The sequence below is a fragment of the Gordonia sp. (in: high G+C Gram-positive bacteria) genome (assembly GCF_020438995.1).
Lineage (GTDB): Bacteria > Actinomycetota > Actinomycetes > Mycobacteriales > Mycobacteriaceae > Gordonia.
Genome location: NZ_JAGQTN010000170.1, coordinates 43,505 through 68,379 on the forward strand (window position 1 = coordinate 43,505; position 24,875 = coordinate 68,379).

Below are 24,875 nucleotides of genomic sequence, written 5' to 3' on the forward strand. Positions count from 1 at the left end.
GCCATCGGTGGGGTTTGTGATATCAGATCGGTGTGAAACCCCGGTATGAGGGCAGCGCCGCCAGCCGCTTGAGGATGGGGCCTATGTTGGTGCCGGTTTCGGTGCCGATGCAGCCGAATGTGTAGTAGGCGTTGACCATTCCGGCGAGGCGGTCACCGACGACGACAGGGGAGCCGGAGTCGCCTTCGACGATGCACAGCTGGCTGTAGTGTTCGTGACCCTTGGAGAACCAGGCGATACCGCACGTGTTGCCGGTGGTACGGCCCTGCTTGCATGCGATCGTGGGGAATGACAGGGGCCGGGTGTCGAATCCATTGATGGTCACTCCCTGAACCGTGCGCAAGGGGCGGACCAGCTTCTCGTTGAACTCGATCACGGCGATGTCGAGGTCGTCGGCCGTGTAGGTGACGACACCCGCGACACCGCGGTCGGTGTACCTCTCCGACAGGACGTACTGACCACGGACACCACAATGGCCGGCCGTGATGCCGATGAGCTTGTTGGTCTTCTTGGCGCGGCCGATCGTGGTGAGCGTGCACGAGGACGCCATGTCCTTGGTCTTCATCACGTAGATGCCCGATCCGCCGCCGAGGGGGATCTTCGCCGGTGCAGCCTCGGCCGCGCCTGCCCCCCAGCCTGCCAGCACCGTGGTGGCCAGTGCAGCCACCAGTGCTGTCAGTCTCTGCGCCATGCGCGCTCCCGCTTCGTCGTCTCGTGCGCACCACCGACCATCGGTAGCGGATACTCCCGGAGTTCATGTCGCCTGGTCGTTGTGGCCCAAGGGGCTCCCGATCAGGTCTGTATGGTTCCGGCATGGTCTGTTCGCCCGCGATCGGGTCGGAAAAGTCCCAATAGTGCACAGACCTTACGGCATGTAACACCGACCACAATGTACACACCGACGTGTCGAGACTCCACGTGCGGCAGATCCGCTGGTCTCGCGCATTTCGGCGACCTCTAAGCTAGCGGGTGCGCACCTACCGATCCGCCCGGTCGGCACCGCGGTGCCGGGGTGGATTCCATACCGAATACTGGAGAAGAGAACTGTGACCTCAGCAGGACGTCCGGTCGTCTTGATCGCCGACAAACTGGCCCCCTCGACCGTCGAGGCTCTCGGCGACGGTGTCGAGGTCCGCTGGGTGGACGGCCCCGACCGCCCCAAGCTGCTCGAGGCCGTCGTCGACGCCGACGCGATCCTCGTGCGGTCGGCCACCACGGTCGACGCGGAGGTGCTTGAGGCCGGCAAGAACCTCAAGATCATCGCCCGCGCCGGCGTGGGTCTGGACAACGTCGACGTGCCCGCCGCCACCGCACGCGGCGTGATGGTCGTCAACGCGCCCACCTCCAACATCCACACCGCCGCCGAGCACGCCATCGCGCTGCTGATGGCCGCATCCCGCCAGATCCCGGCCGCCGACGCCACGCTGCGTGAGCACACCTGGAAGCGGTCGTCGTTCAACGGTGTCGAGATCTTCGACAAGACCGTCGGCGTCGTCGGCCTGGGCCGTATCGGCCAGCTGGTCGCAGCCCGACTGGCCGCGTTCGAGACCCACATCATTGCCTACGACCCTTACGTGTCGGCCGCGCGGGCCGCGCAGCTGGGCATCGAACTGGTCAGCCTCGACGAACTGCTCGAACGGGCCGACTTCGTCACCGTGCACCTGCCCAAGACTCCCGAGACGCTCGGCCTCATCGGTGCCGAGCAGTTGGCCCGCACCAAGAAGGGTGTGGTCATCGTCAACGCCGCCCGCGGCGGCCTCGTCGACGAGCAGGCCCTGGCCGACGCCATCAACTCCGGCCAGGTCCGCGCGGCCGGTCTGGACGTGTTCAACACCGAACCGTGCACCGATTCACCGCTCTTCGACCTGCCGCAGGTCGTCGTCACCCCGCACCTGGGTGCCTCCACCAGCGAGGCGCAGGACCGGGCCGGTACCGACGTCGCCAAGAGCGTGCGCCTGGCCCTGGCGGGACACTTCGTGCCCGATGCCGTGAACATCACCGGCGGAGCCGTCGACGAAGAGGTCGCACCCTGGCTGGAGGTGGCCCGCAAGCTCGGTGTGCTCATCGGTGCCATCAGCACCGAGGTGCCCACCTCGATTAACGTCGAGGTGCTCGGTGAGCTCGCCGCCGGCAATGTCGACGTGCTGGGCCTGTCGGCGCTGCGTGGCCTATTCTCGGCCGTCCTCGACGAGCCCATCACCTTCGTCAACGCCCCGGCCGTGGCGCAGGCGCGCGGGGTGACCAGTGAGGTCACCACCGCCACCGAAAGCCCCAACCATCGCAGCGTCGTCGACGTCAAGGCGGTGTTCGCCGACGGATCGGTCGCCAACGTGGCAGGCACGCTCACCGAACCCCGGCTGGTGCAGAAGATCGTCAACATCAACGGCCGCAACATCGACCTGCGCGCCGAGGGCCTGAACCTTATCGTCAGCTACACCGATCAGCCGGGTTCGCTGGGCAAGGTCGGCACCCTGCTGGGCAATTCGGGCGTCGACATCCTGGCCGCCGCGCTATCGCAGGACGTCGAGGGCGACGGTGCGACCCTGATCCTGCGCGTCGATCGCGAGATCGGCGACGACCTGCTGGCCGAGGTCCGCGGCGCCGTCGGCGCCACCCTGATCGAGCTGGTGGACCTGGCATGAAACTGGCTGTGATCGCAGGCGACGGCATCGGACCCGAGGTCATCGACCAGGCGCTGCGGGTGGCCCGCAAGCTCGAACCCGAGCTGACCACCACCGACTACGATTTCGGCGCACGCCGCTACCACGCGACCGGTGAACTGCTCACCGACGCCGATCTGGCATCGCTGCGTGAACACGACGCGATCCTGCTCGGTGCGATCGGCGATCCGTCGGTGCCGTCGGGGGTTCTCGAACGTGGTTTCCTGCTCAAGCTGCGGTTTGCGATGGACCATCACGTCAACCTGCGGCCGTCGGTCCTGCTGGACGGTGTGCGGTCGCCGCTGGCGGGTAACCCGAAGATCGACTTCGTCGTAGTCCGGGAGGGCACCGAGGGGCCGTACACCGGCAACGGCGGTTCGATCCGCGTCGGCACCCCGCACGAGGTGGCCACCGAGGTCAGCGTCAACACCAGGTTCGGTATCGAACGGGTGGTGCGCGACGCGTTCGCCCGCGCACAGGCCCGGAGCAAGAAGCTGACGCTGGTGCACAAGACCAACGTCCTGACGTTCGCCGGATCGATGTGGGCGCGGACCGTGGAAGAGGTGGGTGCGGAATACCCCGACGTGGCAACCGACTACTGCCACGTCGACGCCGCCACCATCTACCTGGTCACCGATCCGTCGCGGTTCGATGTGATCGTCACCGACAACCTGTTCGGCGACATCATCACCGACCTCGCCGCGGCTGTGACCGGCGGTATCGGGCTGGCCGCGTCGGGCAATATCGACGCCACCGGCACCAATCCGTCGATGTTCGAGCCGGTGCACGGCAGCGCACCCGACATCGCCGGCCAGGGCAAGGCCGACCCCACGGCCGCCATCCTGTCGGTGGCTCTGTTGTTCCGTCATCTCGGTCGCGACGACGACGCCGCGCGTATCGAGGCGGCGGTGGCCGCCGATGTGGCCGAGCGTGGTGACGAGAAACTCGGCACCACCACGATCGGGGATCGCATCCTCGCCCGCGTCTGACACCGACTGCGATGTCCGCGACCGTCTTCCGGCGGTCGCGGACATCGTCGTCTCACCAGGTTTCGAGGTGCGCACGTCAGGCGCCGAAAGGTCACCGGACCCAACGGGTCCCTCGCTCGTTCGTCGCAACGGCCTCAGGGATCAAGATGTTTGCCGCTCCTTTGTCGCCTTGGTCTCGGGGATGAAGATGTTTGGCCGCTCCTTCGTTGCTTTGGTCTCGGGGGCGAGATGTTTGGGCGCTTGTTTTGTTGCTTTGGTCTCGGGGCAAATTGGCTGGTCGTGACCATAATTCTTGATCCCTGAGGGCGTCGCGCGAGCTTGCGAGCCGACGCGTCTCGAAGGGTCCGGTGACGCCAGGCTCTCAACGCTTTGCAGCTGCCCCTTACGTGGCGTCGCGGGGGATCAGGGGGAGGGCGATCAGCGGGGCGAGGGCGGTCAGGCCGAAGGCGACGGCAAATCCGAGGTGCGTGACCGCCGAACCGATCAGCGGGGTGGTGGCGGCGGTCGCGAGATGCTGTGCGGTGTTCTGGATTCCGAGGCCGCGGCCACTCCAACGGGGACCGGCGTATTCGGCGATCGCGGTGAAGGCCAGGCCGTTGTCGGCGACGGACGCCACCGACGCGATCACCATGATCACCACCGCGACAGGCGATCCGACGGCGTCGAGAAGCGCCAGCACACCTGTGGCGAGACCTGCGGTGATCGCGATGAGTCGGATCGGACGCATTCGCGAGCCCATCACATCCGACAGTCGCCCTGCCCCGATCCTGCCCAGCGCGCCCACGATCTGTGTTGCGGTGATCAACGTTCCGGCGGCAGCCGGTGCCCAGCCGCGGTCGACGATCAGCCACGTAGGGACGAACGTCCACAGCATCGACTGCGGAATCACCAGTGCCACACTGACCGCGTGCACACGCGCCAGGAAATTGCTTGTCCGGTAAGGGTTTTCCAGACGCTTGGGAGCGGCTGATATTGCGTCGGCGGAGACCGGTGTCTCGGTCCTCAGCGGCGGGTCCTTGATCCCGAAGATGCAGCAGGCCAAGCCGATCGCCGTGACCGTAACCGGAACCAGCAGCGCGACGCCGACACCGGATCGCGCGGCCAGCACCGGCATCGTCAAGGCGCATAAACCCATTCCGAGCGGCTGCGCCATCTGCCGGAATCCCATCGCGGTGCCGCGCTGATCGGCCGGAAACCAGCCGACGACGATCCGCCCGCTCGCGCCGTTGGCCGCGCCGGAGGACAACCCGCCCAGAAACAGGCACATCGCCAGCGCCGGGGTCGGTGCGCCGCCGAGGGCCGCTGCGGCGGTGGCGACCGCCGCCACCAGCGTGCCCGACAATGACACCGTCAGCACCAGGCGTTCGCCGTAGCGATCGAGCAACACGCCCCACGGGATGATCGCGATCATCAGCCCGATGGTGGGGACGGTGGCGATCACCGACGCCGTGGTGAGGGAGAAGCCCTCGTCGGAGTGCAGGGTCGGGATGAGATACGGCACACCACTGACGACACAGGTCGTGGTCATCGCGGCGATCATCGAGCACACCAGCATCACCCACCGTTGTGTGGCACCGATGTCTTCGTGCATAGCCGCAACCTCCCGGACTTCGCTGGGCTGAATGGTCTCAAATTATGAGATACAACGTCCACATTCTAATACTCTCGGCCGGATGGGTCAGGCCGGGGTAGGTGTGATGTCCGAGCCGTCGGCTAGTCTGCTCGCATGCGTTTAGGTCGTATCGCCAGCCCCGACGGCGTGGCATTCGTCTCCATCGAGGAGCAGGACGGTGTACTCGTCGCCAAGGAGATCGCCGAACATCCCTTCGGCACACCCACCTTCACCGGACGCACCTGGCCACTGGCCGACGTTCGCCTGCTCGCGCCGATCCTGGCTTCCAAAGTGATCTGCATCGGTAAGAACTACGCCGCACACGCGGCCGAGATGGGCGGCGAAGCGCCCGCCGATCCCGTGATCTTCATCAAACCCAACACGTCGATCATCGGGCCGGAAGTGTCCATCGTGCGTCCGCCCTCATCGCAACGCGTGGACTACGAGGGCGAGCTCGCCGTCGTCATCGGCAAACCCTGCAAGGACGTCCCGGCCGCCAAGGCGGCGAGTGTGATCCTCGGATACACCATCGCCAACGACGTCACCGCTCGCGACCACCAGCAGGCCGACGGCCAATGGACCCGCGGCAAGGGCTACGACACCTTCTGCCCCCTCGGTCCCTGGATCGACACCGAGTTCGATCCCGCCGACGCCGAACTCACGACCCAACTCGACGGCGAGACCAAACAACACTCGCGAACCTCACTGATGATCCACGACATCGGCAAGATCATCGAGTGGATCTCCCGGGTGATGACACTGCTACCCGGCGACGTCATCCTCACCGGAACCCCCGAAGGCGTGGGTCCGATGACGGCAGGCCAACGGGTCTCGGTCACGATCTCCGGCCTCGGCACACTCTCCAACCCTGTGATGGACAAAGCATGAAGAAACCCGAAATCGCCCGTATCAACGGCATCGACATCTCCTACGAGGTAACCGGCACCGGCCCCCTGGTCGTGATGGTGATGGGCACCGGCAGCCCGGGCCGCGTCTGGAAGGCCAACCAGCAACCCGCCCTCGTCAAAGCGGGATTCCGGGTCGCACTCTTCGACAACCGCGGCATCGCTCCCAGCTCCGAATGCCCCCAGGGATTCACCATCGATGACATGGTCGCCGACACCGCCGGACTCATCGAGCATCTCGGCGACGGTCCCGCGATCGTCGTCGGCACCTCCCTCGGTGCGCACATCACCCAGGAACTGGCCCTCGCCCGGCCCGACGTCGTCCGTGGTGCGGTGATGATCGCCACATATGGCCGCAATACTCCACTTCAGCGGGCGATCTCGGCCGGCGAACGCGCCCTCTACGACAACGGCATCACCTTGCCGCCCGACTACGAGGCCGCCATCACCGCCCATCTCAACCTGTCGCCGCACACCTTCGACGACGACCGGCACGCCCAGGACTGGCTCGACATCATCGGATTCTCGCCGCAGAAGGTCACCCCCGGAGTCCGCGCCCAGTATGGCATTCACGAACACGACGGCAACCGGCTTGCCGCCTACCGCGCCATCAGCGTCCCGACGATGGTCATCGGCTTCGCCGACGACCGCACCCTGCCGGTGAAACTGGCCAAGGAAGTCGCCGACGCCATACCCGGCTCGCGCTACGAGGTCGTCGAGAAGGCAGGGCATTTCGGCTACCTGGAACAGCCGGAAGCGGTGAACAGGCTCCTGATCGACTTCGCGAAGAGTCTGTAGGACCTGATTCGATACGCTGATCGGCATGACCAGTCCTGATCAGGTTCGTGTTCGTTTCTGTCCGTCGCCGACCGGCACCCCACACGTGGGGATGGTGCGCACCGCGCTGTTCAACTTCGCGCAGGCCCGGCACGACAAGGGCACCTTCGTGTTCCGCATCGAAGACACCGACGCCGCCCGCGACAGCGAGGAGTCGTACGAGGCGATCCTCGATTCGCTGCGCTGGCTGGGCCTGGACTGGGACGAGGGCCCCGAGGTGGGCGGCCCGTACGGGCCGTACCGACAGTCCGAGCGCGCCGACATCCACCTCGACGTCGTCCGCAAGCTCCTCGACGCGGGCGAGGCCTACGAGGCGTTCTCGACCCCCGAGGAGGTGGAGGCGCGTCACCGCGCTGCCGGCCGCGACCCCAAGCTGGGTTACGACAACTTCGACCGCGACCTCACTGACGAGCAGCGCACCGCCTACCGCGACGAGGGCCGCAATCCGGTTGTGCGCCTGCGCATGCCCGATCACGACATCGCGTGGGACGACCTGGTCCGCGGCACCACCACCATCAAGGCGGGCACTGTCCCGGACTTCGCGCTCACCCGGGCCAACGGCAAACCGCTCTACACCCTCGTCAACCCCGTCGACGACGCCATGATGAAGATCACCCACGTACTGCGCGGTGAGGATCTGCTGTCCTCGACGCCACGGCAGGTGGCCCTGTACGAGGCGCTGATACGGCTCGGCATCGCCGACCGGGTACCCGAGTTCGGTCATCTGCCGTTCGTGATGGGCGAGGGCAACAAGAAGCTATCCAAGCGTGATCCCGAATCGAATCTGCTGCACCACCGCGACCGCGGGTTCCTGCCCGAGGGTCTGCTGAACTATCTCGCGCTTCTCGGCTGGGGCTACAAGGCCGACGTCGACGTCTTCACTCTCGACGAGATGGTCGAGGCCTTCGACGTGCGTGAGGTGAACTCCAACCCGGCCCGCTTCGACCAGAAGAAGGCCGACGCGATCAACGCCGAACACATCCGGCGCCTGACGCCGGAGGACTTCGCCGGCCGGCTCAAGGCGTACCTCACCGGTCACGGTCTACTGCCCGAGGACGCCGACGACGCGAAGTTCGCGGTGCTCGCCGACCTGGTGCAGACCCGCATCCAGGTGCTCGGCGACGCCTGGGGACTGATGTCGTTCCTGTACGTGTCCGACGACGAGTTCACCATCGACGAGAAGTCGGCCGCCAGGAACCTCGGAGCCGACGCGGCCCCTGTGCTCGATGCTGCGGTCGCCGCGCTCGAATCCACCAACTGGACCACCGACGCGATCCAGCAGGCACTCCAGGAGGCGCTCGTGGACGGTCTGGAGCTCAAACCGCGCAAGGCGTTCGGTCCGGTCCGAGTCGGTGTCACCGGGTCGGCCGTCAGCCCGCCGCTGTTCGAGTCCATGGAGTTGCTGGGCCGGGACACGACCCTGGCCAGGCTGCGGTCAGCACGCGAAAACTACGCGAAATAGGGCCTTGACCTGCCGATTTGTGGTTTAGGGGGGTCCCTTTGCTAAGGTTCTTCTCGGCCCTGAAGGGGGCCGCGAGGGTAAAACCTTGGGGTATGGTGTAATTGGCAACACAGCTGATTCTGGTTCAGCCATTCTAGGTTCGAGTCCTGGTACCCCAGCGAGCGATCGCCCACCCGGTGTGTATTAGTCTGGTGCGCGGTAGTTCAAGAACTGAATACACCGGTTCTCCGGAAGGGAACTTCTCACACAGCGCTTCGTCTCACGCAGCGTTTCTGATGTTGAGATGTTTCTGACAGGGAATCGTTCTAGGGCCCCGTCGTCTAGCGGCCTAGGACGCCGCCCTCTCAAGGCGGTAGCGCGGGTTCGAATCCCGTCGGGGCTACAAAAGGAGACACCCTCACCACATCGGTGAGGGTGTCTCCTTCTTCGTGTCGCGTTCTTCGCCTCGTGAGGTTTCGCCGGAGACGACGAGGGGCGCCCATCACAATGGGATGGACGCCCCGTCGGGAATCGGCCAGGCGTTCAGGACGCGTTGGCGATCAGTTCACGCTGCTGGTTGAACATGGACGCCAGATCGGACTCGACGCCCGACGCGGCCTGATTGCCGGTGCTGACCAGACCGTGGGTGATCTCGATACCGACCTCACGCTCGACGCCCAGCACCACGTGCATGATGAAGTTCACCTTGACGCCGCTGATCTCGAACGTGCCGGTGACCTTGGCCGCTTTGTACTTGCCGTCGACGCCGGGGATGGACGACTTGCTCATCTTCATCTTCGCGGTGACCGGCGTGCCGTCCTGGTCGATGGTCATGGTGAAGTCGGTGCAGTTCGAGACGGTCTCGTCGAAGGTGTCGAGATCTGACTTGTCGACGGGCTTGGTCAGCTCCGACTCATAGGTGGTCTCCGAGAACGACGAGGTACCCGATTCGGAGATCTTGAGTTCACGGGAGGCCTTCTGACTTCCGTTGTTCTTGTCCTCGGCGTTCACGATGCGGTTGCACGCCTCGTTGTCGACCTTGATGTCGTCGTCATCGCCGTCGCCACTCCCGTCGGAGACGGAGAACTCGCCGCCGGCGGCGCTCGGGAAGCCGGACTCCGGCAGCAGTAGGTCCTTGGCCGCGGCGGTGGGTGCGGACTTGCCCTTGTCGCCCTCGTCCCCGCCGGAGGTCAGTGCCAGGACGAGGGCGATCACGGCCACCACGGCCAATACTGCCACGCCGCCACCGAGCAACCAGATCTTCTTGGAGCCACCACCGGATGGGGGAGCCGGGGGCGGGGAGGTCGGCGCGCCGTAGCCGCCCTGGCCGGCGGGCCAGCCCTGCTGAGGTTGCGGGGCCTGTTGGGTGGGCCAGTTCTGCTGTGGGTCCTGCGGATACTGCTGACCGCCGGGATACTGCTGGCCACCAGGGTATTGCGGGCCGCCCGGGTACTGCTGACCGCCCGGATACTGCTGCTGCGGGTCGCCCGACTGGGTCGGGTCGTATGGATTGCCCAATGTCGTGGGTCCTCTCAAATCAGTGTTGACACTGATCCTCCCATGCGGACCGTGCGTAATTGTACGCATTTCCGGCGAGCACCATCCACGTGAATTACCCGGTGGCGCTGAGCTGACCGCGTTGATTCAGGCGTCGCCGGCGGTCAGACGTTTCTGGATCGCGTCGGCTGCGGCGAGCAGGTCGGCGGCCCACCGCGCGCCCGGCCGCCGGCCCATCCGGTCGATGGGACCCGACACCGAGATCGCGGCGATCACCTCGCCGGTGGAACCGCGGACGGGGGCGGACACACTGGCGACGCCGGCGGCACGTTCGCCCGCGCTCTGCGCCCAGCCGCGGCGCCGGATCTCGTGCAGGGCTCGTTCTCCGAAGACGCTCTCGGCCAGCAGCGCTCGCTGTGTGGCACCCTCGGTCCAGGCGGCCAGGACCTTGGCGGCCGACCCGGCGTTCATCGGAAAGCGTGTGCCCACCGGGACGGTGTCGCGCAGACCGGTGGGGGGCTCGATCGCGGCGATGCAGACGCGCTCGGTGCCTTCGCGGCGGTAGATCTGTACCGATTCGCCAGTGATCTCGCGCAGCCGCGGTAGCACCATCAGCGCGGCCTCGCGCACCGGGTCGTGCGCCGACGAGGCCAGCTCGCCCAGCGCCGGTCCTGGATACCATTTCCCGGATGCATTGCGCGCCAGCAACCTATGTGCTTCGAGGCCGACGGCGAGGCGATGTGCGGTGGCGCGCGGCAGGCCGGTGTGCTCGCACAGTTCGCCGAGATTGCACGGGGTGGCGGCGACGGCCCGCAGGACCGTGACCGACTTGTCGAGGACGCCGATTCCGCTGACGACCTCGAGTGCGCTATCCTGTCCCATAGGACGATACTAGCTGTCCAAATAGTGAGATTGCCAATCTGGTGCCGGATGACCGCCCGAGATGGATCGAACATCGGGATGGTCGTCGGTCACCGGAAGTGCCGTGCGGAGCAGCCCCCGCGCGGCTTGGCGAATGAGTAGATGCGAGTACAGCCATGAGCAGTGAGCGAATCGAAGGATCACAGACCGAACCTGTGACGCAGAGTGGATCCGGGACCAGGCCGCGGACGCTGGCCGAGAAGGTCTGGGACGACCATGTCGTGGTGCACGGCGAGGTCGACGAGGCGGGCAACCGCAATCCGGACCTGATCTACATCGACCTGCACCTCGTGCATGAGGTCACCAGCCCGCAGGCCTTCGACGGCCTGCGGATGGCCGGCCGGCCCCTGCGCCGGGTGGACCTGACGATCGCGACCGAAGATCACAACGTCCCCACCGTCGACATCGACAAGCCGATCGCCGACGAGGTCTCCCGCCTGCAGGTCGACACCCTGCGCCGTAACTGCGAGGAGTTCGGTGTTCGCCTGTACCGGATGGGCAACCGCGAACAGGGCATCGTCCACGTCGTCGGCCCGCAGCTGGGTCTGACACAGCCCGGCATGACGGTGGTCTGCGGCGACAGCCATACATCCACACACGGGGCCTTCGGCGCCATCGCGATGGGCATCGGCACCTCCGAGGTCGAACACGTGATGGCGACGCAGACGTTGTCGCTCAAGCCGTTCCGCACGATGGCCATCAACGTCGACGGCGAACTCGGGCCCGGTGTCACCAGCAAGGATCTGATCCTGGCCGTCATCGCCAAGATCGGCACCGGCGGTGGCCAGGGATATGTGCTGGAGTATCGCGGCAAGGCCATTGAGAAGTTGTCGATGGAAGCGCGAATGACCATCTGCAACATGTCGATCGAGGCCGGTGCGCGCGCCGGGATGATCGCCCCCGACGAGATCACCTACGACTACCTCAAAGGCCGCGATCATGCTCCCAAGGGCGAGGACTGGGATGCCGCTGTGGCGTACTGGGATTCGCTGCGCACCGATCCGGACGCGCAGTTCGACGCCGAGGTACACATCGACGCCTCCGCGCTGACGCCGTTCGTCACCTGGGGCACCAACCCGGGTCAGGGTGCGCCGCTTGGGGATCGGGTTCCCGATCCCGCGCTCATCCCGGACGAGACGGAGTCACAGGCCGCGGCGAAGGCGCTGGACTACATGGGCCTGGAACCGGGAACCCCGTTGCGGAACGTCAAGATCGACACGGTCTTCGTCGGCTCCTGCACCAACGGCCGCATCGAGGACCTGCGCGCGGTCGCCGGAATCCTCAAGGGGCGCCGCGTCGCCGACGGTATGCGAATGCTGATCGTGCCGGGTTCGATGCGGGTGCGGGCGCAGGCCGAAGAGGAAGGTCTGGGCGAGATCTTCACCGCCGCGGGCGCCGAATGGCGCCAGGCGGGATGCTCGATGTGCCTGGGCATGAACCCCGACCAACTCGCGCCGGGGGAGCGCTGCGCGTCGACCTCCAACCGCAACTTCGAAGGGCGACAGGGCAAGGGCGGCCGGACACACCTGGTGTCCCCGCTCGTGGCCGCGGCCACTGCTGTGCGTGGCACGCTCGCCGCGCCCGCTGATCTGGCCTGACACCGCCGATTCCGAACACTCGTTAGACGACCGAAAGCTCCGACATGCAACCCTTTCTCACCCACACCGGCGTCGGTGTGCCGCTGCGCCGCAGCAACGTCGACACCGACCAGATCATCCCCGCCGTCTACCTCAAGCGGGTCACCCGGACCGGTTTCGAGGACGGTCTGTTCGCCGGCTGGCGTGCCGACCCTGATTTCATCCTGAACAACGAACCGTGGAGCCACGGTTCGGTTCTCGTCGCCGGTCCCGACTTCGGTACCGGTTCGTCCCGCGAGCACGCGGTGTGGGCCTTGTCCGACTTCGGCTTTCGGGTGGTGATCTCCTCCCGATTCGCCGACATCTTCCGCGGCAACGCCGGCAAGGCGGGTCTGGTTGCCGCACAGGTCGAACAGCCCGACGTCGAACTGCTGTGGAAGCGGCTGGAGCAAGAGCCCGGTCTGGAACTGACCGTCAGCCTTGAGGATCGGACGGTGACCGCCGGAGACCTCGTGGTGCCGTTGACGATTGACGACTACACCCGCTGGCGCCTGATGGAGGGTCTGGACGATATCGGCCTGACATTGCGCCAGGTAGAAGCGATTTCCGCGTACGAGAAGTCGCGTCCTTCGTGGAAGCCGACGACACTTCGACAATGATCGGCAACCCTCGGGTATGGGCGTTCCGAACGCCATACCTGAGGGTTTCGAATTCGGCCTCCGGCATACCGCGTGCGCCTTGAGGTTTCGGAAAACATCCCACTAATTCTCGTGGAAGATGGACGTTTTCGGTTCCGACGTTTACCGTGTGTGTTTAGCTGACCATATTCCGATGGTTCACAACGGCTTGCGGAGGTATCCCCATGAACAAGGCAGAGCTCATTGACGAGCTGACCAAGAAGCTCGACGCGGATCGTAAGACCGCCACCGAGGCAGTCGAATTGGTCGTCGACACGATCGTGCGGGCAGTTCATCGCGGCGAGAGCGTCACCATCACCGGCTTCGGTGTTTTCGAGAAGCGTAAGCGCGCACCGCGTGTGGCACGCAACCCGAGGACCGGTGAGACCGTGAAGGTCCGCGCCACCTCGGTGCCGGCGTTCCGTCCGGGTGCCCAGTTCAAGGCCGTGGTCGCCGGTAAGCAGAAGCTCTCGGCCACCGGCCCGGCCGTTAAGCGCGGCAGTGCGACCAGCACCGCGGCCGCCAAGAAGGCCGCCGCGAAGAAGACAACCACAGCGGCGAAGCGGACCACTGCCGCGGCAGCCAAGAAGACCACTACCGCGGCGAAGAAGACCACCGCGACGACAGCGCGGAAGACCACCACCACCGCGGCGAAGAAGACCACGGCCGCGGCAGCCAAGAAGACCACCACCACCGCGGCGAAGAAGACCACCGCGGCGAAGAAGACCACTACCGCGGCAGCCAAGAAGACAGCCGCAAAGAAGGCGCCGGCCAAGACCACCCGTCGCACCAGTCGCTGATCACATCCCGGTCTGAATACGTCAGCCCACTCCTGCCCCGACGGACTTCCCCCGCCGGGGCAGGATCATGTGATCACGGCGTCGGGAGCCGCAGCGCTTGAGGCAAACCCGGTGGGACTGCGGTCGACTTCGGCCAATGGGCTGTCAAAGTAGTCGGCCGACACCAGATTCCGGCCGTCGAGAGTCAGCACCCACACGCTGCCTTTGCGATTGCCCGATTCCGGAAGACCGATGCCGCTGCGCCGCGACCACTCGGTGAGCAGCGGCGGAACCACCTTGCCCTGACTGCATACCGCATGGATCTGGGTGCGGTCGGCGGCGATCTCGGTGATACGGGCCAACGCGGCGTCGGGGTCCGCGCGGTAGCTTTCCTCCGACAACGTCGGCTCGCTCTCGATGCCGGCTCCGAGACGCCCGGCAAGCGGCGCGAGCGTCTGTTCACAGCGCAGCCGATCCGCGGCGTGCAGCACCTGGGCCCCGAATGCCGTCAGCAGCGGCGCCATCGCCTCCGCCTGCTTACGGCCGGTCGAGTCGAGAGGGCGGATCCGGTCATCGCCCGTGAACTCAGATCGAGTGCCCGCCCGCGCATGGCGCACCAGAAGCAGCGTGTGCAGATCGGCGGGGAGCCGGGCGAATTCGTCGAGCACCTCCTGATCGAGCCGGTAGCTGAGCCGTTCGCGCGCGGCGGTGACCGGGAACCACTCCACGCGATCGACCTCGCTGTTGGGTTCGAACGATCCCGACAACGCGCACGCCGACCAGAAACGGACCCGCTTCTCGCCACCCCGTGGCAGCCGGTAGTCGATGTCTCGCAACCAACGTCCCAGCCGGACAACGTGACCGGTCTCCTCGGCGATCTCACGGACGGCGGCGCCCGCGAGTGTCTCGTCGTCGTCGAGTTTGCCCTTGGGCAGTGACCAATCGTCGTAGCGCGGTCTGTGGACCACGCCCACCTCCACCGGCGAATCCCCGGAACCCTTGCGCCACAGCACGCCCCCGGCGGCCCATACCGTCTTGGTGTTCTTGGACATGGCGGATCAGGCGGAACGCTCGGGCCGACGCCGATGACGCTTGATCATCTGCAACTGGTGATCGAGAACCTCCTCGCCGGCGGCGGGTGAGGCCACCCAGCTGCCGTCCGAATGCAGTTCCCAGCAGCGGGTTCGCGGGTCGAAGGCCGACTCGAACATGTCCCGGATCGTGGCCACCGAATGCGCGTCGCGCACATGTACCATCGCCTCGATGCGGCGGTCGAGATTGCGGTGCATCATGTCGGCAGATCCGATCCAGAACTCGTCCTGCGCACCGAAATACAGAATGCGCGAATGCTCCAGGAACTGACCGAGAATCGATCGGACGGCGATGTTCTCGCTGATTCCGGGCATCCCGGGTCGCAGCGCACAGATGCCGCGGACCATCACCTCGACAGGGACCCCGGCCTGCGACGCCCGGTAGAGCGCATCGATGATCTGCTCGTCGACCAGAGCATTGGCCTTCAACTGGACTCGGGCCCGTTCGTCGCCGGCCCGGCGACGCTCGATCTCGATATTGATGCGGTCGACGATGCCCGACCGGATCCCGTTGGGGGCCACGAGCAGGTTGCGGTACTCGGTCTTGCGCGAATACCCGGTCAGCGTGTTGAACAGGTCCGTCAGGTCGGCGCCCACGTCCGGTGCGGCGGTGAACAAGCCCATGTCCTCGTACAGGCGCGCGGTCTTCGGATTGTAGTTTCCGGTACCGATGTGGCAGTAGCGTTTGATCGCCGAGCCTTCGCGCCGCACCACAAGGCATGTCTTGCAGTGGGTTTTGAGTCCGACGAGGCCGTACACGACGTGCACGCCCGCCTGTTCGAGCTTACGGGCCCACCGGATGTTCGCCTGCTCATCGAAGCGGGCCTTCAACTCCACCAGTGCCACAACCTGTTTGCCGGCCTCGGCGGCGTCGATGAGCGCGTTGACGATCGGCGAATCGCCCGACGCGCCCGACGTGCGGTAGAGGGTCTGCTTGATGGCCAGCACCTGCGGGTCGGCCGCGGCCTGCTCGATGAACCGCTGGACGCTGGTGGAGAACGAGTCGTACGGGTGGTGGACCAGGACGTCGCCCTCGCTGAGGGTGGCGAAGATGCTCCGCGGTGTCTCGCGTTCGCCGAACGCGGGATGGGTGGCGGGAACGAACGGTCGGTCCTTCAACTGAGGCTTGTCCAGACCGTAGATCTCGAACAGTGCCGACAGGTCGAGCAGACCGGGCACCTGGATCACGTCGGCCGGATTGACGTCGAGTTCACGCAGCAGCAGCTCGAGCATGTGCTCGCTCATGTCGTCGGCCACTTCGAGCCGCACCGGTGAGCCGAACCGCCTGCGTGCCAATTCCCGTTCGAGCGCCTGTAGCAGGTCTTCGTCGCGGTCCTCGTCGACCTCGAAATCGGCGTTGCGGGTGATCCGGAACGCGTGGCAATCGGCGATCTCCATGCCGGGGAACAGATGCTCGAGGTTGGCCGCGATCAATCGTTCGGTCGGCAGGAAGACAGCGGGCTGGGGGCCGGCGTCCTCGGCAACGGGTTCCGAGATGAGGTCGTCGACACGGACGAACCGCTTGACGTTGTCCGGAACCTTGACACGAGCGAAGTGTTCGGCGCCCTCGGGTGAATCGCGGACCGTGACAGCAAGATTCAGGCTGAGGCTGCTGATGTAGGGAAAGGGGTGCGCCGGGTCGACGGCCAGCGGCGTGAGGACCGGGAACACCTCGTCGTTGAAGTACTCGACGAGCCGATCACGCTGCCGCGCCGACAGATCGTTCCAGCCGACGACGTGAATGTTGTTCTGCGCCAACTCCGGTTGCACCATGTCGAGGAAGACGCGGGCATGCCGGTCGGCGATCGTCTGAGTGCGTCCGGCGATCCGCTGCAGCTGTTCGCGTGGGGACAGACCGTCCGCCGAGCGCACCGACAGGCCCGTCTCGTCGCGGCGTTTGAGGCCGGCGACCCGCACCATGAAGAATTCGTCGAGATTGGACGCGAAGATCGCCAGGAACTTGGCCCGCTCCAGCAGCGGCTGCGAGGTGTCCTCAGCGAGCGCGAGGACTCTGGAGTTGAAGTCCAGCCAACTCAATTCACGGTTGAGGTAGCGATCGTCGGGGAGATCGGTGAGTTCGTCGGGACTGAGCGTCGCCGCCGGCGGGGCCCCCGGGATCGCGACCTCCGGCCCGTCGGCGGGTGGTACGGAGGTGATTGTGTTGACGCTGTCGGGGGCTGCGGTGTCGTCGGCAGGGCTCACCCGTCAATCATGACGCATCGGTGGTCGCGGCGGCACGCGGTGGGTGAACTTTGCGTCGTACCGGTGATTCGCGCACCCGCCGACCTGCTGCCGACCGCCTGAGCGGTCCGCTCACCCACCCCGAGTCCGATGGCGGCGGTCAGGTCCTCGATCGTGTCGACGTCGTTGCGCAGTCCCGCCCAGAGGCTATGTCCGGGGTCGAGTTCGGCGAGGCCGTCGAGGCGGTGCAGCGCAGCGGAATCTGCGCCGAAGCGGGTCTGTGTGGTCAGGTCCGCGTCGCGCACGAGCAGCGCGGTGCCGGTACCGCGACGGTCGGCGACGAACGCCTGACGATGCGATGATGCGGCGGTCAGGGCGGCGCGGATCTGGTCGCCGGTCGCGGCCGGCAGGTCGGCCTGGACAAGTACCAGGCGGCGGACACCGGGCCGGCGCCGGCGAGCAGCGGCCATCGCGTCGGCCATGGCCTGGTTCAGTCCGTCGGCCGGGGTGCCGGGGCGCCCCGGACCGGTCGGTTCGAGCAGTCCGCTCGCACCGCATGCCGCGGCCTCCGCGAGCACCACCGGGTCGGGCGAGATCACCAGTACCCGTGCGCAGCCCGCGGCGTGGATGGCCGCGATGGTGTCGGCGAGCATCGCGATCACCAGGTTGCGGCGGTGGTCGTCGTCCCAGCCCGTCAGCCGGGACTTGGCGTCGGCCAAGGACTTCACGGCCAGGATCGCCACAAATTCGATCGACTGGGTGCTGATCGACCGGGCGTGGGCCGGGTCGGGTAGATGATCCGGCCGGTTGGCTGGCATGGTCATGGCCTCCATCATGGCTGACAGTACGACGGTCTGCGACGGTGCATCGCCGGCCGCCCTGCGGCTACTGTGTCCGGTAGCAGGGGCTGGGCCTTAGAAGACAGGCACCCCGGATGTGTGGACCGGCGAGAGGACATCGTGTGCGTGCGGTTGTGATGGGATCGGGGTCGTGGGGGACGGCGACCGCGAAAGTTCTGGTCGACGCCGGTGTCGACACCACGATGTGGGCGCGCCGGCCGGCGCTCGCCGATGCGATCAACGCCTCGCACACCAACCCCGACTACCTACAGGGCATCGCACTACCCGAGGCGCTGGCCGCGACATCATCGGTGCCGCAGGCGCTGGACGGTGCGGAGATCGTTGTGTGCGCGGTGCCGTCACAATCGTTGCGCGCCAACCTCGCCGAATGGCGCGAGCACCTGCTGCCGACCGCGTCGCTGGTGTCACTGGCCAAGGGAGTCGAGACCAGCACACTGATGCGGATGACCGAGGTTATCGCCGAGGTCAGTGGGTTCCCCACCGATCAGATCGCAGTCCTGAGCGGCCCCAATCTGGCGCGTGAGGTGGCCGAGCAGCAGCCCGCCGCGACCGTGATCGCCTGTCCCGACGAGGACCGCGCCAAACAATTGCAGGCGGCGTTCTCCACCGCCTACTTCCGGCCGTACACCAATACCGACGTGGTGGGCTGCGAAATCGGTGGCGCCGTCAAGAACGTGATCGCGCTGGCCTGCGGCATGGCCGGGGGTATGGGCTTCGGGATGAACACGCTCGCCACCATCATCACCCGGGGCTTGGCCGAAACCATCCGACTCGGGCATGCGCTGGGTGCGCATCCCGAGACGTTCGCCGGTCTGGCCGGGGTCGGTGACCTCGTCGCCACCTGCTCGTCGCCGCTGTCGCGCAACCGTACGTTCGGCGCCAAACTGGGCGAGGGCGCGACGATGGAGCAGGCGCAGGCGGCGACCAACGGTCAGGTAGCCGAAGGGGTCAAATCGTGTGTTTCGGTGCGTGCGCTCGCTCGCAAGCACAGTGTGGAGATGCCGCTGACCGACGCGGTGGCCGCGGTGTGCCACGAGGGTATGTCGACCCGCGAGGCCGTCAGTTCGCTCCTCGGCCGCAGCCGCAAGCCGGAAACCTACGGCCACCCCACCACCTGATCGCCCGGCGATCGGCCATGCTCAGCCGAAGTCGAGCGGGGCGACCGGGAATGTCTTGCTGATGGCCGCGGAGAGATCGGAGATAGGTCCGTTGCCGGCGGTGATCGGCAGCCACAGCGCGACGTAGGGGCGTCGGTCGACGGCCACGTATGCCTGTCCCGACCCTTCGCGGGTGTCGGTCATGAACCACTGCACCGGATTGACCACCTGAAGGCTGCTGGTGGGGGCGAGGTCGCCGGGCCGTTCCACGCCGCAGCGGACCACGATGTCGCCATCGACGCTCGGATAGCGGACCACACCGTCGCCGACCTTCTTTCCCGAGAATCCGTCGAAGCGTTCCGGAAGGGCCGCAACCAGTTTCGCGCATTCGGCCGAATCCGCGTCGGGCGCGGCAAGGGATTGCACCGGGTTCGACGGGCTGTCCGGTTTGAGCGCGGCCACCACGATGAAGAACGTCAGCACCATTATCGGTATCGCGACCAGGGTGGCGATCAGTGCCGGGCTCAGTCGGCGCGGCTCCTGCCGTGGCTGCGTTGTGGCAGGCCGGCCGGGCCGGTTCTGGGATGCTTCGCCGCCGTCGGCGCGTGGGCTGTCGTCGGGCCGCTCGGCTCCTCGGTCGTTCACAACCATCAAGGCTAAACGCGTCGCTGCTTGTGTGACTCCGAGGTGGGTGGTCAGCGGGTGCCGACGACCGGGCAGGTCAGTGTCCGGGTGATGCCGTCGACCTTCTGGATCTGCGGCACGATGTCGTCGGTGAGCCGGGCCGCGTCGGTGGTCTCGACGCGGACGATCACGTCGTACGGGCCGCTGACCTCCTCGGACGAGGACACTCCGCTGATCTCGGCGATCGACGCGGCAGCCAGCGCGGCCCGCCCCACCTCGGTCTGGATCAGAATGTATGCCTGGACCACTCGCGTCCTCCGTCTCCTGCCGGTACGTGGGTACCGGCGCTGTGTCCGACCGACGGCACCGTGGTGACCACCCGGCACCGGCAGCACTGCCGCCCAGGCAGAACGCCGGCACGTGCCGTGCCGACCCCTACACTGTCGCCATATTGTCACCGACAACGCGGACGTGCGCGACTCAAGCAGACCGGCGAGGAGAACCAGTGGAGCCTTCCATACCCGGTCCGATCACTTCCGTGACAGCGGGCCGGACCGTCGGTGACGTGGGCGAACGAGCCGTGCTGGCCGAACTGATCGGGGCCGTCGAGCAGCCGCCGGACGCGGGGGACATCACTGTCGTGGGCACCGGTGACGACGCCGCGGTCTTCGCGGCCACGGGCGAGACCGCGATCAGCACGGACACGATTGTCGAGGGTCGGCATTTCCGGCTCGACCTGTCCTCGCCCCGACAGATCGGTGCGCGCTCGGTGGTGCAGTCGGCTGCCGATGTCGCTGCCATGGGTGCCCGCGTCATAGGCGTCGTCGTGTCGATCGCGGTGCCGCCGTCGACGGCTGTCGAGGTGGTCACCGAGATCAACCAGGGCATTGCCGCGGCTGCCCGGGATCTGGGTGCGGCTGTTCTCGGTGGCGACCTGGTGGCCGCGCGGCAGATCGTGATCACCGTGACCGCGCTGGGCGCCATGGACGGGTTGCGTCCGGTTCTCATCGGTGGTGCCAGGCCCGGCGACACACTCGCCGTCAGCGGTCCGCTGGGGGCCTCGGCTGCGGGACTGGCCGTGCTGTTGTCCGGTCGCCCCGAACTACGAGAGAGGTTCGCCGAGTTCGTTTCCGCCTTCCGGGTCCCACATCCCGACCTCGCACAGGGTGTGGTCGCGGCCCGGGCCGGAGCGCGGGCGATGACCGACATCTCCGACGGACTCATCGAGGAACTGATCACCGTGGCCGACCGATCCGGGGTGCAGGTGGCCGTCGACACGTCGGCCGTGCCGAGGCCCGCCGCGCTCGCCGTGGCCGCCGCCGAACTCGGTCTCGACGAGACCGACTGGGTGCTGACCGGCGGCGAGGATCACCAGCTGCTGGCCGCGTTCGAACTGCCGGGCCAGGTCCCGGGCGGCTGGACGGTCGTCGGTGAGGTGCGTCCGCGCCCCACCGGACCGGACGGGCGCGGCGTCCTGGTCGACGACGCCCCAGTGGGGGCGGTACGGGGCTGGCAATCGTTCGGACCGGGCACATAGGGCGTGTCTTCTGGCGCGGTCCAGGCTGTGTCGGTGGTTAGATCGGGGCATGGCGATCTATGCACTCGGTGACCGTGAACCGGTTTTGGGTAAGGATGCGTACGTGCACCCCGACGCGACCGTGATCGGTTCGGTGACGCTCGGCGACGGGGTGTCGGTGTGGCCGGGAGCGGTGCTGCGCGGCGACTACGGCACCATCTCCATCGGCGCGCGCAGCAACATCCAGGACGGCACAATCATCCACTGCACGATGATCGATGCGACCGTGCTGGGGGAGGGTTGCGTCGTCGGCCATAACGCCCATATCGAGGGTGCGACGATCGGTAACGACGTCCTCATCGCCTCGGGGTCGATCGTGCTGAACGGCTCGGTGATCGGTGACGGCGCGATTGTCGGGGCGGGCGCGGTGATCCCGTTCGGGTTCACCGTCGGACCCCGAGAGATGGCGCTCGGCGTACCGGCGAAGATCCGGCAGGGATACGAGGTTCCCGAGGGTCACCTGGAACTGAACGCCGACATGTACTACGAGAACGCCCAGTACTACCGCAGCGAATTGAGGAGGCTCGATTGAGCCCGAAACCGCTTGCGGAACTGATCGATCCGGGGTGGGCACAGGCGCTGGCACCTGTCGAGCCCATGGTCACGCAGATGGGTCAGTTCCTGCGGGACGAGGTCGCGGCAGGACGTAAGTATCTGCCTGCGGGCGCGAATGTGTTGCGCGCCTTCACCTATCCGTTCGACGACGTGCGCGTGCTGATCGTCGGGCAGGATCCCTATCCCACACCGGGGCATGCGGTGGGGCTCAGTTTCTCTGTGGCACCGGAGGTTTCACCGATTCCGAGGTCGCTGTCGAACATCTACACCGAATACTGTCAGGACCTCGGATATCCGATGCCGGCCAACGGTGACCTGACGCCGTGGGCGAGCAACGGTGTCCTACTCCTGAACAGGGTGCTCACGGTGCAGCCCGGAGAGCCGGGCTCACACCGCAAGAAGGGCTGGGAGCAGGTCACCGAATGCGCCATCAAAGCCCTGGTCGCGCGGGAGGCCGAGCCGCTGGTCGCGATCCTGTGGGGACGTGATGCGGCAAGCCTGGAGGAATGGCTGCCGGAGGTGCCGGTGATCAAATCGGCACATCCGTCACCACTGTCGGCCAGCCGCGGGTTCTTCGGCTCCCGGCCCTTCAGCAAGGCCAACGAGGCGCTCGAGGACCTGGGCGCCGACCCGGTCGACTGGCGTCTGCCCTAACCCCAGTTCGGCTTCCGCTTACCCACGAACGCGTCGACACCTTCGATACCTTCGGGCTGCCCGCTGAGTTCGGAGATTGATCGCGCTTCGGCGATCAGGTGGTCGTCCAGAGAGTTTCCGGCAGAGGCGCTGAGAAGTGTGCGGGCTGCCCGGATCGCGTTGACCGGCCCGGCTGCCAGTGCGTGGGCACGTTCGAGGGCGACGACGTCGACCTGGTCGTCGTCGACTATCTCGGACACGATGCCCCAGTCGAGCGCTTCGTCGGCGGTGATGACCCGGTTGGTGAGGATGACGTTGCGGGCGCGGGCGGCGCCGATGGTGCGGGGCAGTGCCCAGCTCATTCCGCCGTCGGGGGACAGGCCGATGCCGCCGTACGCAGGCTGGAGTTTGGTGGACGGTCCGCCGATGACGATGTCGCCGTGCAGTACAAAACTCATCCCGATTCCTGCGGCCCACTTCTTGGCGGCGACGACCACGGGGATGTCGGCCTCGTAGATGGCGCGGACGAAGGAGTGTGCGTCGTCGGCGAGGCCCCGCAGGTAGGCCGGCCGGTCATCGGCTGTCGCGAAGGCGCGGACGTTGCCGCCGGCACAGAAGTTGGCACCATGTCCGACGAGCAGGAGCACCCGCGCGTCGCGCTGGCCGCGGCCGACGGCCTGCAGGGCTGCTGCGGCGGCGAGGATGGTGTTGCGGGCCATCGCGGTGCCGGCCGCCGGGTCGGAGACGGGAACGATCAGGACGTGACCGTCCTGTGTGACAAGGCCCTCTGACGGGGAATCTGTGTTTGCGGTCATGCCGAGAACACTATCCCCGACGGACGAGAGTCCGGCTATCGGGCACGAGCGAATGCTCGGTCGGTGGCCGACCGTGGACACCCGCCAACGCAAACATCGACGGCCCGCCCGCTCGTGCGGGGCGACCGTCGATGCTTCGTGACGTCGGGCTAGACGCTGGTCTTGCCGGCCTTCAGGCAGGACGTGCAGACGTTCTTGCGCTTGCGGTTGCCCGGGGCGACCTCGACGCGAACGGACTGGATGTTCGGATTCCACCGGCGGTTGGTACGACGGTGTGAGTGCGAGACGGACTTGCCGAAGCCCGGGCCCTTGCCGCAGAGATCGCAGACGGCAGCCATGATCGAACTCCCTTGATAGATGGTTGGTCGGTGTTCCTGCCTCGGACGCACCGGCAGCCGATCGGCCGCGGACGTCGCAAGGCAACCCTGCAAGAGTAGCCGGACCGCCACCCCGGATCAAAATCGGGCGACGGACGTGGCCGTCACCGGTCGAACACTGCGTCGATGTCGGCAGCGCCTGCGACAAACCTCGCACTCCACAGGTCGATCTGGTCTGCGGTGGCACCGCGCACGAGGTTCTTCGTATCGTCGTCGAGTTCACCGAACTTGAGTGTGAGCATGTTGATCAGCACTCGCGCTTCGCCCCGTGCGGCGCCCCGCGACTCGCCCTCGGCGATCAATTGTTCTGCTGTCGTCATCGCGGCCTCCTTCACGTCGGGTCCCAGTGTGGTAGCAAAATCGACAAGCCTGTCCACCGGTGTGACGCTGACTCTCAAAATATACGTGAAAATCGGCACCAGCCACCGCTGGTCCAAAGCTGCAAGGTCATCGGCCCACTCGCCCATCCAGCGCGTCGCATCCCGGTCGCCGGGGGCATTCTCGAACGACACGAACGTCAGCCGGGCCGCGGTACTGAGCGGCCGCGCCCGCATCTCGTGCTCGTCGATCACGGTCAGATCATCGAGCAGGTAGAAGACCCTCGGGATCAGGTCACCGGCTGCCACCGACAACTCGGGATCGACGTCGAGCAGACCCGCCAGGTCGGTGGGCGCCGTCCAGCGCCGACGCCCCTGATAGATCACGATCGGAATGATCAAGGGCAATGGCCGATGGCCCGCTTCCGGAGGGTACATGTCCAGATGGCGTTCCCAGATCCGATGCTGATACCCGGCCATGCGGAATGCCATCAGCGGGTCGGGAGTGCTCTGATGCTCAAGCAGCACATACAGATACGCGTCACGACCACGCACCGTCGTCGCGAACAGAACATCAGTGTGTCGGTGCCGCAACGCGTCGTCGATGAACGTTCCGTCCTGACGCACCAGTCGATCCAGGTCCAGATGCCCGATCAACTCGGGCGGCACCACAGACCGCAACTCCGACCCCGCATGCTCGGGATCGCCGAACACCGACCGAAACAACGCATCATGCGGCTGCCCACCCGACAACCCATCCCCACCACCAGTCATGGCGCACACCGTACTGACCGGCTCGGACATCACGCACGAAGCTGTCAGTGCTGTCAGTCAATCACCCACTCTAAGTGGAA

24 protein-coding genes and 2 tRNA genes are annotated in these 24,875 nt (G+C 66.4%); 14 read left to right on the top strand and 12 right to left on the bottom strand.

Annotated elements, in window-relative coordinates; translation table 11 throughout:
* Positions 1-22: 22 nt before the first annotated feature.
* Entirely contained in the window at positions 23-691 is a 669-nt protein-coding gene (locus tag KDB67_RS12550) for a serine protease (protein WP_291016152.1), read from the bottom strand.
* A 355-nt stretch (positions 692-1,046) separates the two neighbouring features.
* On the opposite strand from KDB67_RS12550, the gene serA reads away from it, so the two are divergent.
* Entirely contained in the window at positions 1,047-2,642 is a 1,596-nt protein-coding gene (gene serA / locus KDB67_RS12555) for a phosphoglycerate dehydrogenase (RefSeq protein WP_291016153.1), read from the top strand.
* On the top strand, positions 2,639-3,649 hold the full coding sequence (locus tag KDB67_RS12560) for a 3-isopropylmalate dehydrogenase (protein WP_291016155.1): 1,011 nt from the start codon (positions 2,639-2,641) through the stop codon (positions 3,647-3,649). Before serA ends, KDB67_RS12560 begins: the two co-directional genes overlap by 4 nt.
* A gap of 382 nt (positions 3,650-4,031) precedes the next feature.
* Here KDB67_RS12560 and KDB67_RS12565 read toward each other — a convergent pair whose 3' ends face one another.
* Positions 4,032-5,240 (bottom strand): MFS transporter, encoded by a 1,209-nt coding sequence (locus tag KDB67_RS12565; protein WP_291016157.1) that lies wholly within the window; start codon positions 5,238-5,240, stop codon positions 4,032-4,034.
* A 135-nt stretch (positions 5,241-5,375) separates the two neighbouring features.
* Between KDB67_RS12565 and KDB67_RS12570 the strand changes: the two genes are divergently transcribed.
* The 5 genes from KDB67_RS12570 to KDB67_RS12590 all read left to right on the top strand — a co-directional run bounded on the left by KDB67_RS12570 (position 5,376) and on the right by KDB67_RS12590 (position 8,847).
* Entirely contained in the window at positions 5,376-6,149 is a 774-nt protein-coding gene (locus tag KDB67_RS12570) for a fumarylacetoacetate hydrolase family protein (RefSeq protein ID WP_291016158.1), read from the top strand.
* Positions 6,146-6,964 carry an alpha/beta hydrolase gene (locus tag KDB67_RS12575; protein WP_291016160.1) on the top strand — a complete coding sequence of 273 codons (819 nt, stop codon included), beginning with the start codon at positions 6,146-6,148 and terminating at the stop codon, positions 6,962-6,964. The genes KDB67_RS12570 and KDB67_RS12575 overlap by 4 nt, the downstream gene beginning before the upstream one ends.
* A gap of 25 nt (positions 6,965-6,989) precedes the next feature.
* Positions 6,990-8,465, top strand: a complete 1,476-nt coding sequence (gene gltX, locus KDB67_RS12580) for a glutamate--tRNA ligase (protein WP_291016162.1) — start codon at positions 6,990-6,992, stop codon at positions 8,463-8,465.
* An 86-nt stretch (positions 8,466-8,551) separates the two neighbouring features.
* Positions 8,552-8,623 (top strand) — tRNA-Gln (locus KDB67_RS12585).
* A gap of 151 nt (positions 8,624-8,774) precedes the next feature.
* Positions 8,775-8,847 (top strand) — tRNA-Glu (locus KDB67_RS12590).
* Between the two features lie 140 nt (positions 8,848-8,987).
* Here the strand turns inward: KDB67_RS12590 and KDB67_RS12595 are convergent.
* The gene (locus KDB67_RS12595; protein WP_291016163.1) at positions 8,988-9,962 is read right to left on the bottom strand and encodes a hypothetical protein; all 975 of its coding nucleotides are present in this window, start codon (positions 9,960-9,962) and stop codon (positions 8,988-8,990) included.
* Between the two features lie 126 nt (positions 9,963-10,088).
* On the bottom strand, positions 10,089-10,823 hold the full coding sequence (locus tag KDB67_RS12600) for an IclR family transcriptional regulator (RefSeq protein WP_291016164.1): 735 nt from the start codon (positions 10,821-10,823) through the stop codon (positions 10,089-10,091).
* A gap of 155 nt (positions 10,824-10,978) precedes the next feature.
* On the opposite strand from KDB67_RS12600, the gene leuC reads away from it, so the two are divergent.
* From leuC to KDB67_RS12615, 3 genes are all read left to right on the top strand, one after another.
* Positions 10,979-12,460 (top strand): 3-isopropylmalate dehydratase large subunit, encoded by a 1,482-nt coding sequence (gene leuC, locus KDB67_RS12605; RefSeq protein WP_291016165.1) that lies wholly within the window; start codon positions 10,979-10,981, stop codon positions 12,458-12,460.
* Between the two features lie 44 nt (positions 12,461-12,504).
* The gene (leuD, locus tag KDB67_RS12610) at positions 12,505-13,098 is read left to right on the top strand and encodes a 3-isopropylmalate dehydratase small subunit (protein WP_291016166.1); all 594 of its coding nucleotides are present in this window, start codon (positions 12,505-12,507) and stop codon (positions 13,096-13,098) included.
* A gap of 203 nt (positions 13,099-13,301) precedes the next feature.
* Positions 13,302-13,916 carry an HU family DNA-binding protein gene (locus KDB67_RS12615; protein WP_291016167.1) on the top strand — a complete coding sequence of 205 codons (615 nt, stop codon included), beginning with the start codon at positions 13,302-13,304 and terminating at the stop codon, positions 13,914-13,916.
* A gap of 65 nt (positions 13,917-13,981) precedes the next feature.
* Here KDB67_RS12615 and KDB67_RS12620 read toward each other — a convergent pair whose 3' ends face one another.
* From KDB67_RS12620 to cofC, 3 genes are read right to left on the bottom strand one after another with little or no spacing between them, the layout of a single operon-like run.
* Positions 13,982-14,947, bottom strand: coding sequence for an NUDIX domain-containing protein (locus KDB67_RS12620; protein ID WP_291016168.1), 966 nt, complete (start codon positions 14,945-14,947; stop codon positions 13,982-13,984).
* A gap of 6 nt (positions 14,948-14,953) precedes the next feature.
* Entirely contained in the window at positions 14,954-17,188 is a 2,235-nt protein-coding gene (locus tag KDB67_RS12625) for an RNA degradosome polyphosphate kinase (protein ID WP_291016169.1), read from the bottom strand.
* Positions 17,185-17,991 (bottom strand): 2-phospho-L-lactate guanylyltransferase, encoded by an 807-nt coding sequence (cofC, locus tag KDB67_RS12630; protein ID WP_291016170.1) that lies wholly within the window; start codon positions 17,989-17,991, stop codon positions 17,185-17,187. Before cofC ends, KDB67_RS12625 begins: the two co-directional genes overlap by 4 nt.
* Positions 17,992-18,128: 137 nt before the next feature.
* On the opposite strand from cofC, the gene KDB67_RS12635 reads away from it, so the two are divergent.
* Positions 18,129-19,145 carry an NAD(P)H-dependent glycerol-3-phosphate dehydrogenase gene (locus KDB67_RS12635; RefSeq protein ID WP_291016171.1) on the top strand — a complete coding sequence of 339 codons (1,017 nt, stop codon included), beginning with the start codon at positions 18,129-18,131 and terminating at the stop codon, positions 19,143-19,145.
* A gap of 21 nt (positions 19,146-19,166) precedes the next feature.
* Here the strand turns inward: KDB67_RS12635 and KDB67_RS12640 are convergent, their stop codons facing one another.
* Both KDB67_RS12640 and KDB67_RS12645 read right to left on the bottom strand, forming a co-directional pair.
* Complete coding sequence (locus tag KDB67_RS12640; RefSeq protein ID WP_291016172.1) at positions 19,167-19,775, bottom strand: DUF3515 domain-containing protein; 609 nt, start codon at positions 19,773-19,775, stop codon at positions 19,167-19,169.
* Positions 19,776-19,819: 44 nt separating this feature from the next.
* Complete coding sequence (locus KDB67_RS12645; protein WP_291016173.1) at positions 19,820-20,056, bottom strand: Lrp/AsnC ligand binding domain-containing protein; 237 nt, start codon at positions 20,054-20,056, stop codon at positions 19,820-19,822.
* A gap of 230 nt (positions 20,057-20,286) precedes the next feature.
* On the opposite strand from KDB67_RS12645, the gene KDB67_RS12650 reads away from it, so the two are divergent.
* Genes KDB67_RS12650 through KDB67_RS12660 form a run of 3 tightly spaced genes read left to right on the top strand, consistent with a single transcriptional unit; the run spans position 20,287 to position 22,533 of the window.
* Entirely contained in the window at positions 20,287-21,285 is a 999-nt protein-coding gene (locus KDB67_RS12650; RefSeq protein WP_324384388.1) for a thiamine-phosphate kinase, read from the top strand.
* A 49-nt stretch (positions 21,286-21,334) separates the two neighbouring features.
* On the top strand, positions 21,335-21,856 hold the full coding sequence (locus KDB67_RS12655) for a gamma carbonic anhydrase family protein (protein ID WP_291016175.1): 522 nt from the start codon (positions 21,335-21,337) through the stop codon (positions 21,854-21,856).
* The gene (locus KDB67_RS12660) at positions 21,853-22,533 is read left to right on the top strand and encodes a uracil-DNA glycosylase (RefSeq protein ID WP_291016176.1); all 681 of its coding nucleotides are present in this window, start codon (positions 21,853-21,855) and stop codon (positions 22,531-22,533) included. The genes KDB67_RS12655 and KDB67_RS12660 overlap by 4 nt, the downstream gene beginning before the upstream one ends.
* Here the strand turns inward: KDB67_RS12660 and KDB67_RS12665 are convergent.
* The 3 genes from KDB67_RS12665 to KDB67_RS12675 form a co-directional block, all read right to left on the bottom strand.
* Positions 22,530-23,327, bottom strand: coding sequence for an enoyl-CoA hydratase-related protein (locus KDB67_RS12665; protein ID WP_291016177.1), 798 nt, complete (start codon positions 23,325-23,327; stop codon positions 22,530-22,532). The two genes, KDB67_RS12660 and KDB67_RS12665, sit on opposite strands and share 4 nt — an antisense overlap.
* A gap of 149 nt (positions 23,328-23,476) precedes the next feature.
* A complete protein-coding gene (gene rpmB / locus KDB67_RS12670) occupies positions 23,477-23,665 on the bottom strand; it encodes a 50S ribosomal protein L28 (RefSeq protein ID WP_291016178.1) in 189 nt (62 codons plus the stop codon).
* A 143-nt stretch (positions 23,666-23,808) separates the two neighbouring features.
* Positions 23,809-24,795 (bottom strand): Rpn family recombination-promoting nuclease/putative transposase, encoded by a 987-nt coding sequence (locus KDB67_RS12675; RefSeq protein ID WP_291016179.1) that lies wholly within the window; start codon positions 24,793-24,795, stop codon positions 23,809-23,811.
* Positions 24,796-24,875: the final 80 nt, after the last annotated feature.

What these genes read in the sequence shown, in the direction of transcription:
- KDB67_RS12550 (WP_291016152.1), bottom strand. Translation starts at nt 691, where the DNA reads ATGGCGCAGAGACTGACAGCACTGGTGGCTGCACTGGCCACCACGGTG.
- KDB67_RS12560 (WP_291016155.1), top strand. Translation starts at nt 2,639, where the DNA reads ATGAAACTGGCTGTGATCGCAGGCGACGGCATCGGACCCGAGGTCATC.
- KDB67_RS12565 (WP_291016157.1), bottom strand. Translation starts at nt 5,240, where the DNA reads ATGCACGAAGACATCGGTGCCACACAACGGTGGGTGATGCTGGTGTGC.
- KDB67_RS12570 (WP_291016158.1), top strand. Translation starts at nt 5,376, where the DNA reads ATGCGTTTAGGTCGTATCGCCAGCCCCGACGGCGTGGCATTCGTCTCC.
- KDB67_RS12575 (WP_291016160.1), top strand. Translation starts at nt 6,146, where the DNA reads ATGAAGAAACCCGAAATCGCCCGTATCAACGGCATCGACATCTCCTAC.
- gltX (WP_291016162.1), top strand. Translation starts at nt 6,990, where the DNA reads ATGACCAGTCCTGATCAGGTTCGTGTTCGTTTCTGTCCGTCGCCGACC.
- KDB67_RS12600 (WP_291016164.1), bottom strand. Translation starts at nt 10,823, where the DNA reads ATGGGACAGGATAGCGCACTCGAGGTCGTCAGCGGAATCGGCGTCCTC.
- leuC (WP_291016165.1), top strand. Translation starts at nt 10,979, where the DNA reads ATGAGCAGTGAGCGAATCGAAGGATCACAGACCGAACCTGTGACGCAG.
- leuD (WP_291016166.1), top strand. Translation starts at nt 12,505, where the DNA reads ATGCAACCCTTTCTCACCCACACCGGCGTCGGTGTGCCGCTGCGCCGC.
- KDB67_RS12615 (WP_291016167.1), top strand. Translation starts at nt 13,302, where the DNA reads ATGAACAAGGCAGAGCTCATTGACGAGCTGACCAAGAAGCTCGACGCG.
- KDB67_RS12620 (WP_291016168.1), bottom strand. Translation starts at nt 14,947, where the DNA reads ATGTCCAAGAACACCAAGACGGTATGGGCCGCCGGGGGCGTGCTGTGG.
- cofC (WP_291016170.1), bottom strand. Translation starts at nt 17,991, where the DNA reads ATGACCATGCCAGCCAACCGGCCGGATCATCTACCCGACCCGGCCCAC.
- KDB67_RS12640 (WP_291016172.1), bottom strand. Translation starts at nt 19,775, where the DNA reads ATGGTTGTGAACGACCGAGGAGCCGAGCGGCCCGACGACAGCCCACGC.
- KDB67_RS12655 (WP_291016175.1), top strand. Translation starts at nt 21,335, where the DNA reads ATGGCGATCTATGCACTCGGTGACCGTGAACCGGTTTTGGGTAAGGAT.
- KDB67_RS12665 (WP_291016177.1), bottom strand. Translation starts at nt 23,327, where the DNA reads ATGACCGCAAACACAGATTCCCCGTCAGAGGGCCTTGTCACACAGGAC.
- rpmB (WP_291016178.1), bottom strand. Translation starts at nt 23,665, where the DNA reads ATGGCTGCCGTCTGCGATCTCTGCGGCAAGGGCCCGGGCTTCGGCAAG.
- KDB67_RS12675 (WP_291016179.1), bottom strand. Translation starts at nt 24,795, where the DNA reads ATGACTGGTGGTGGGGATGGGTTGTCGGGTGGGCAGCCGCATGATGCG.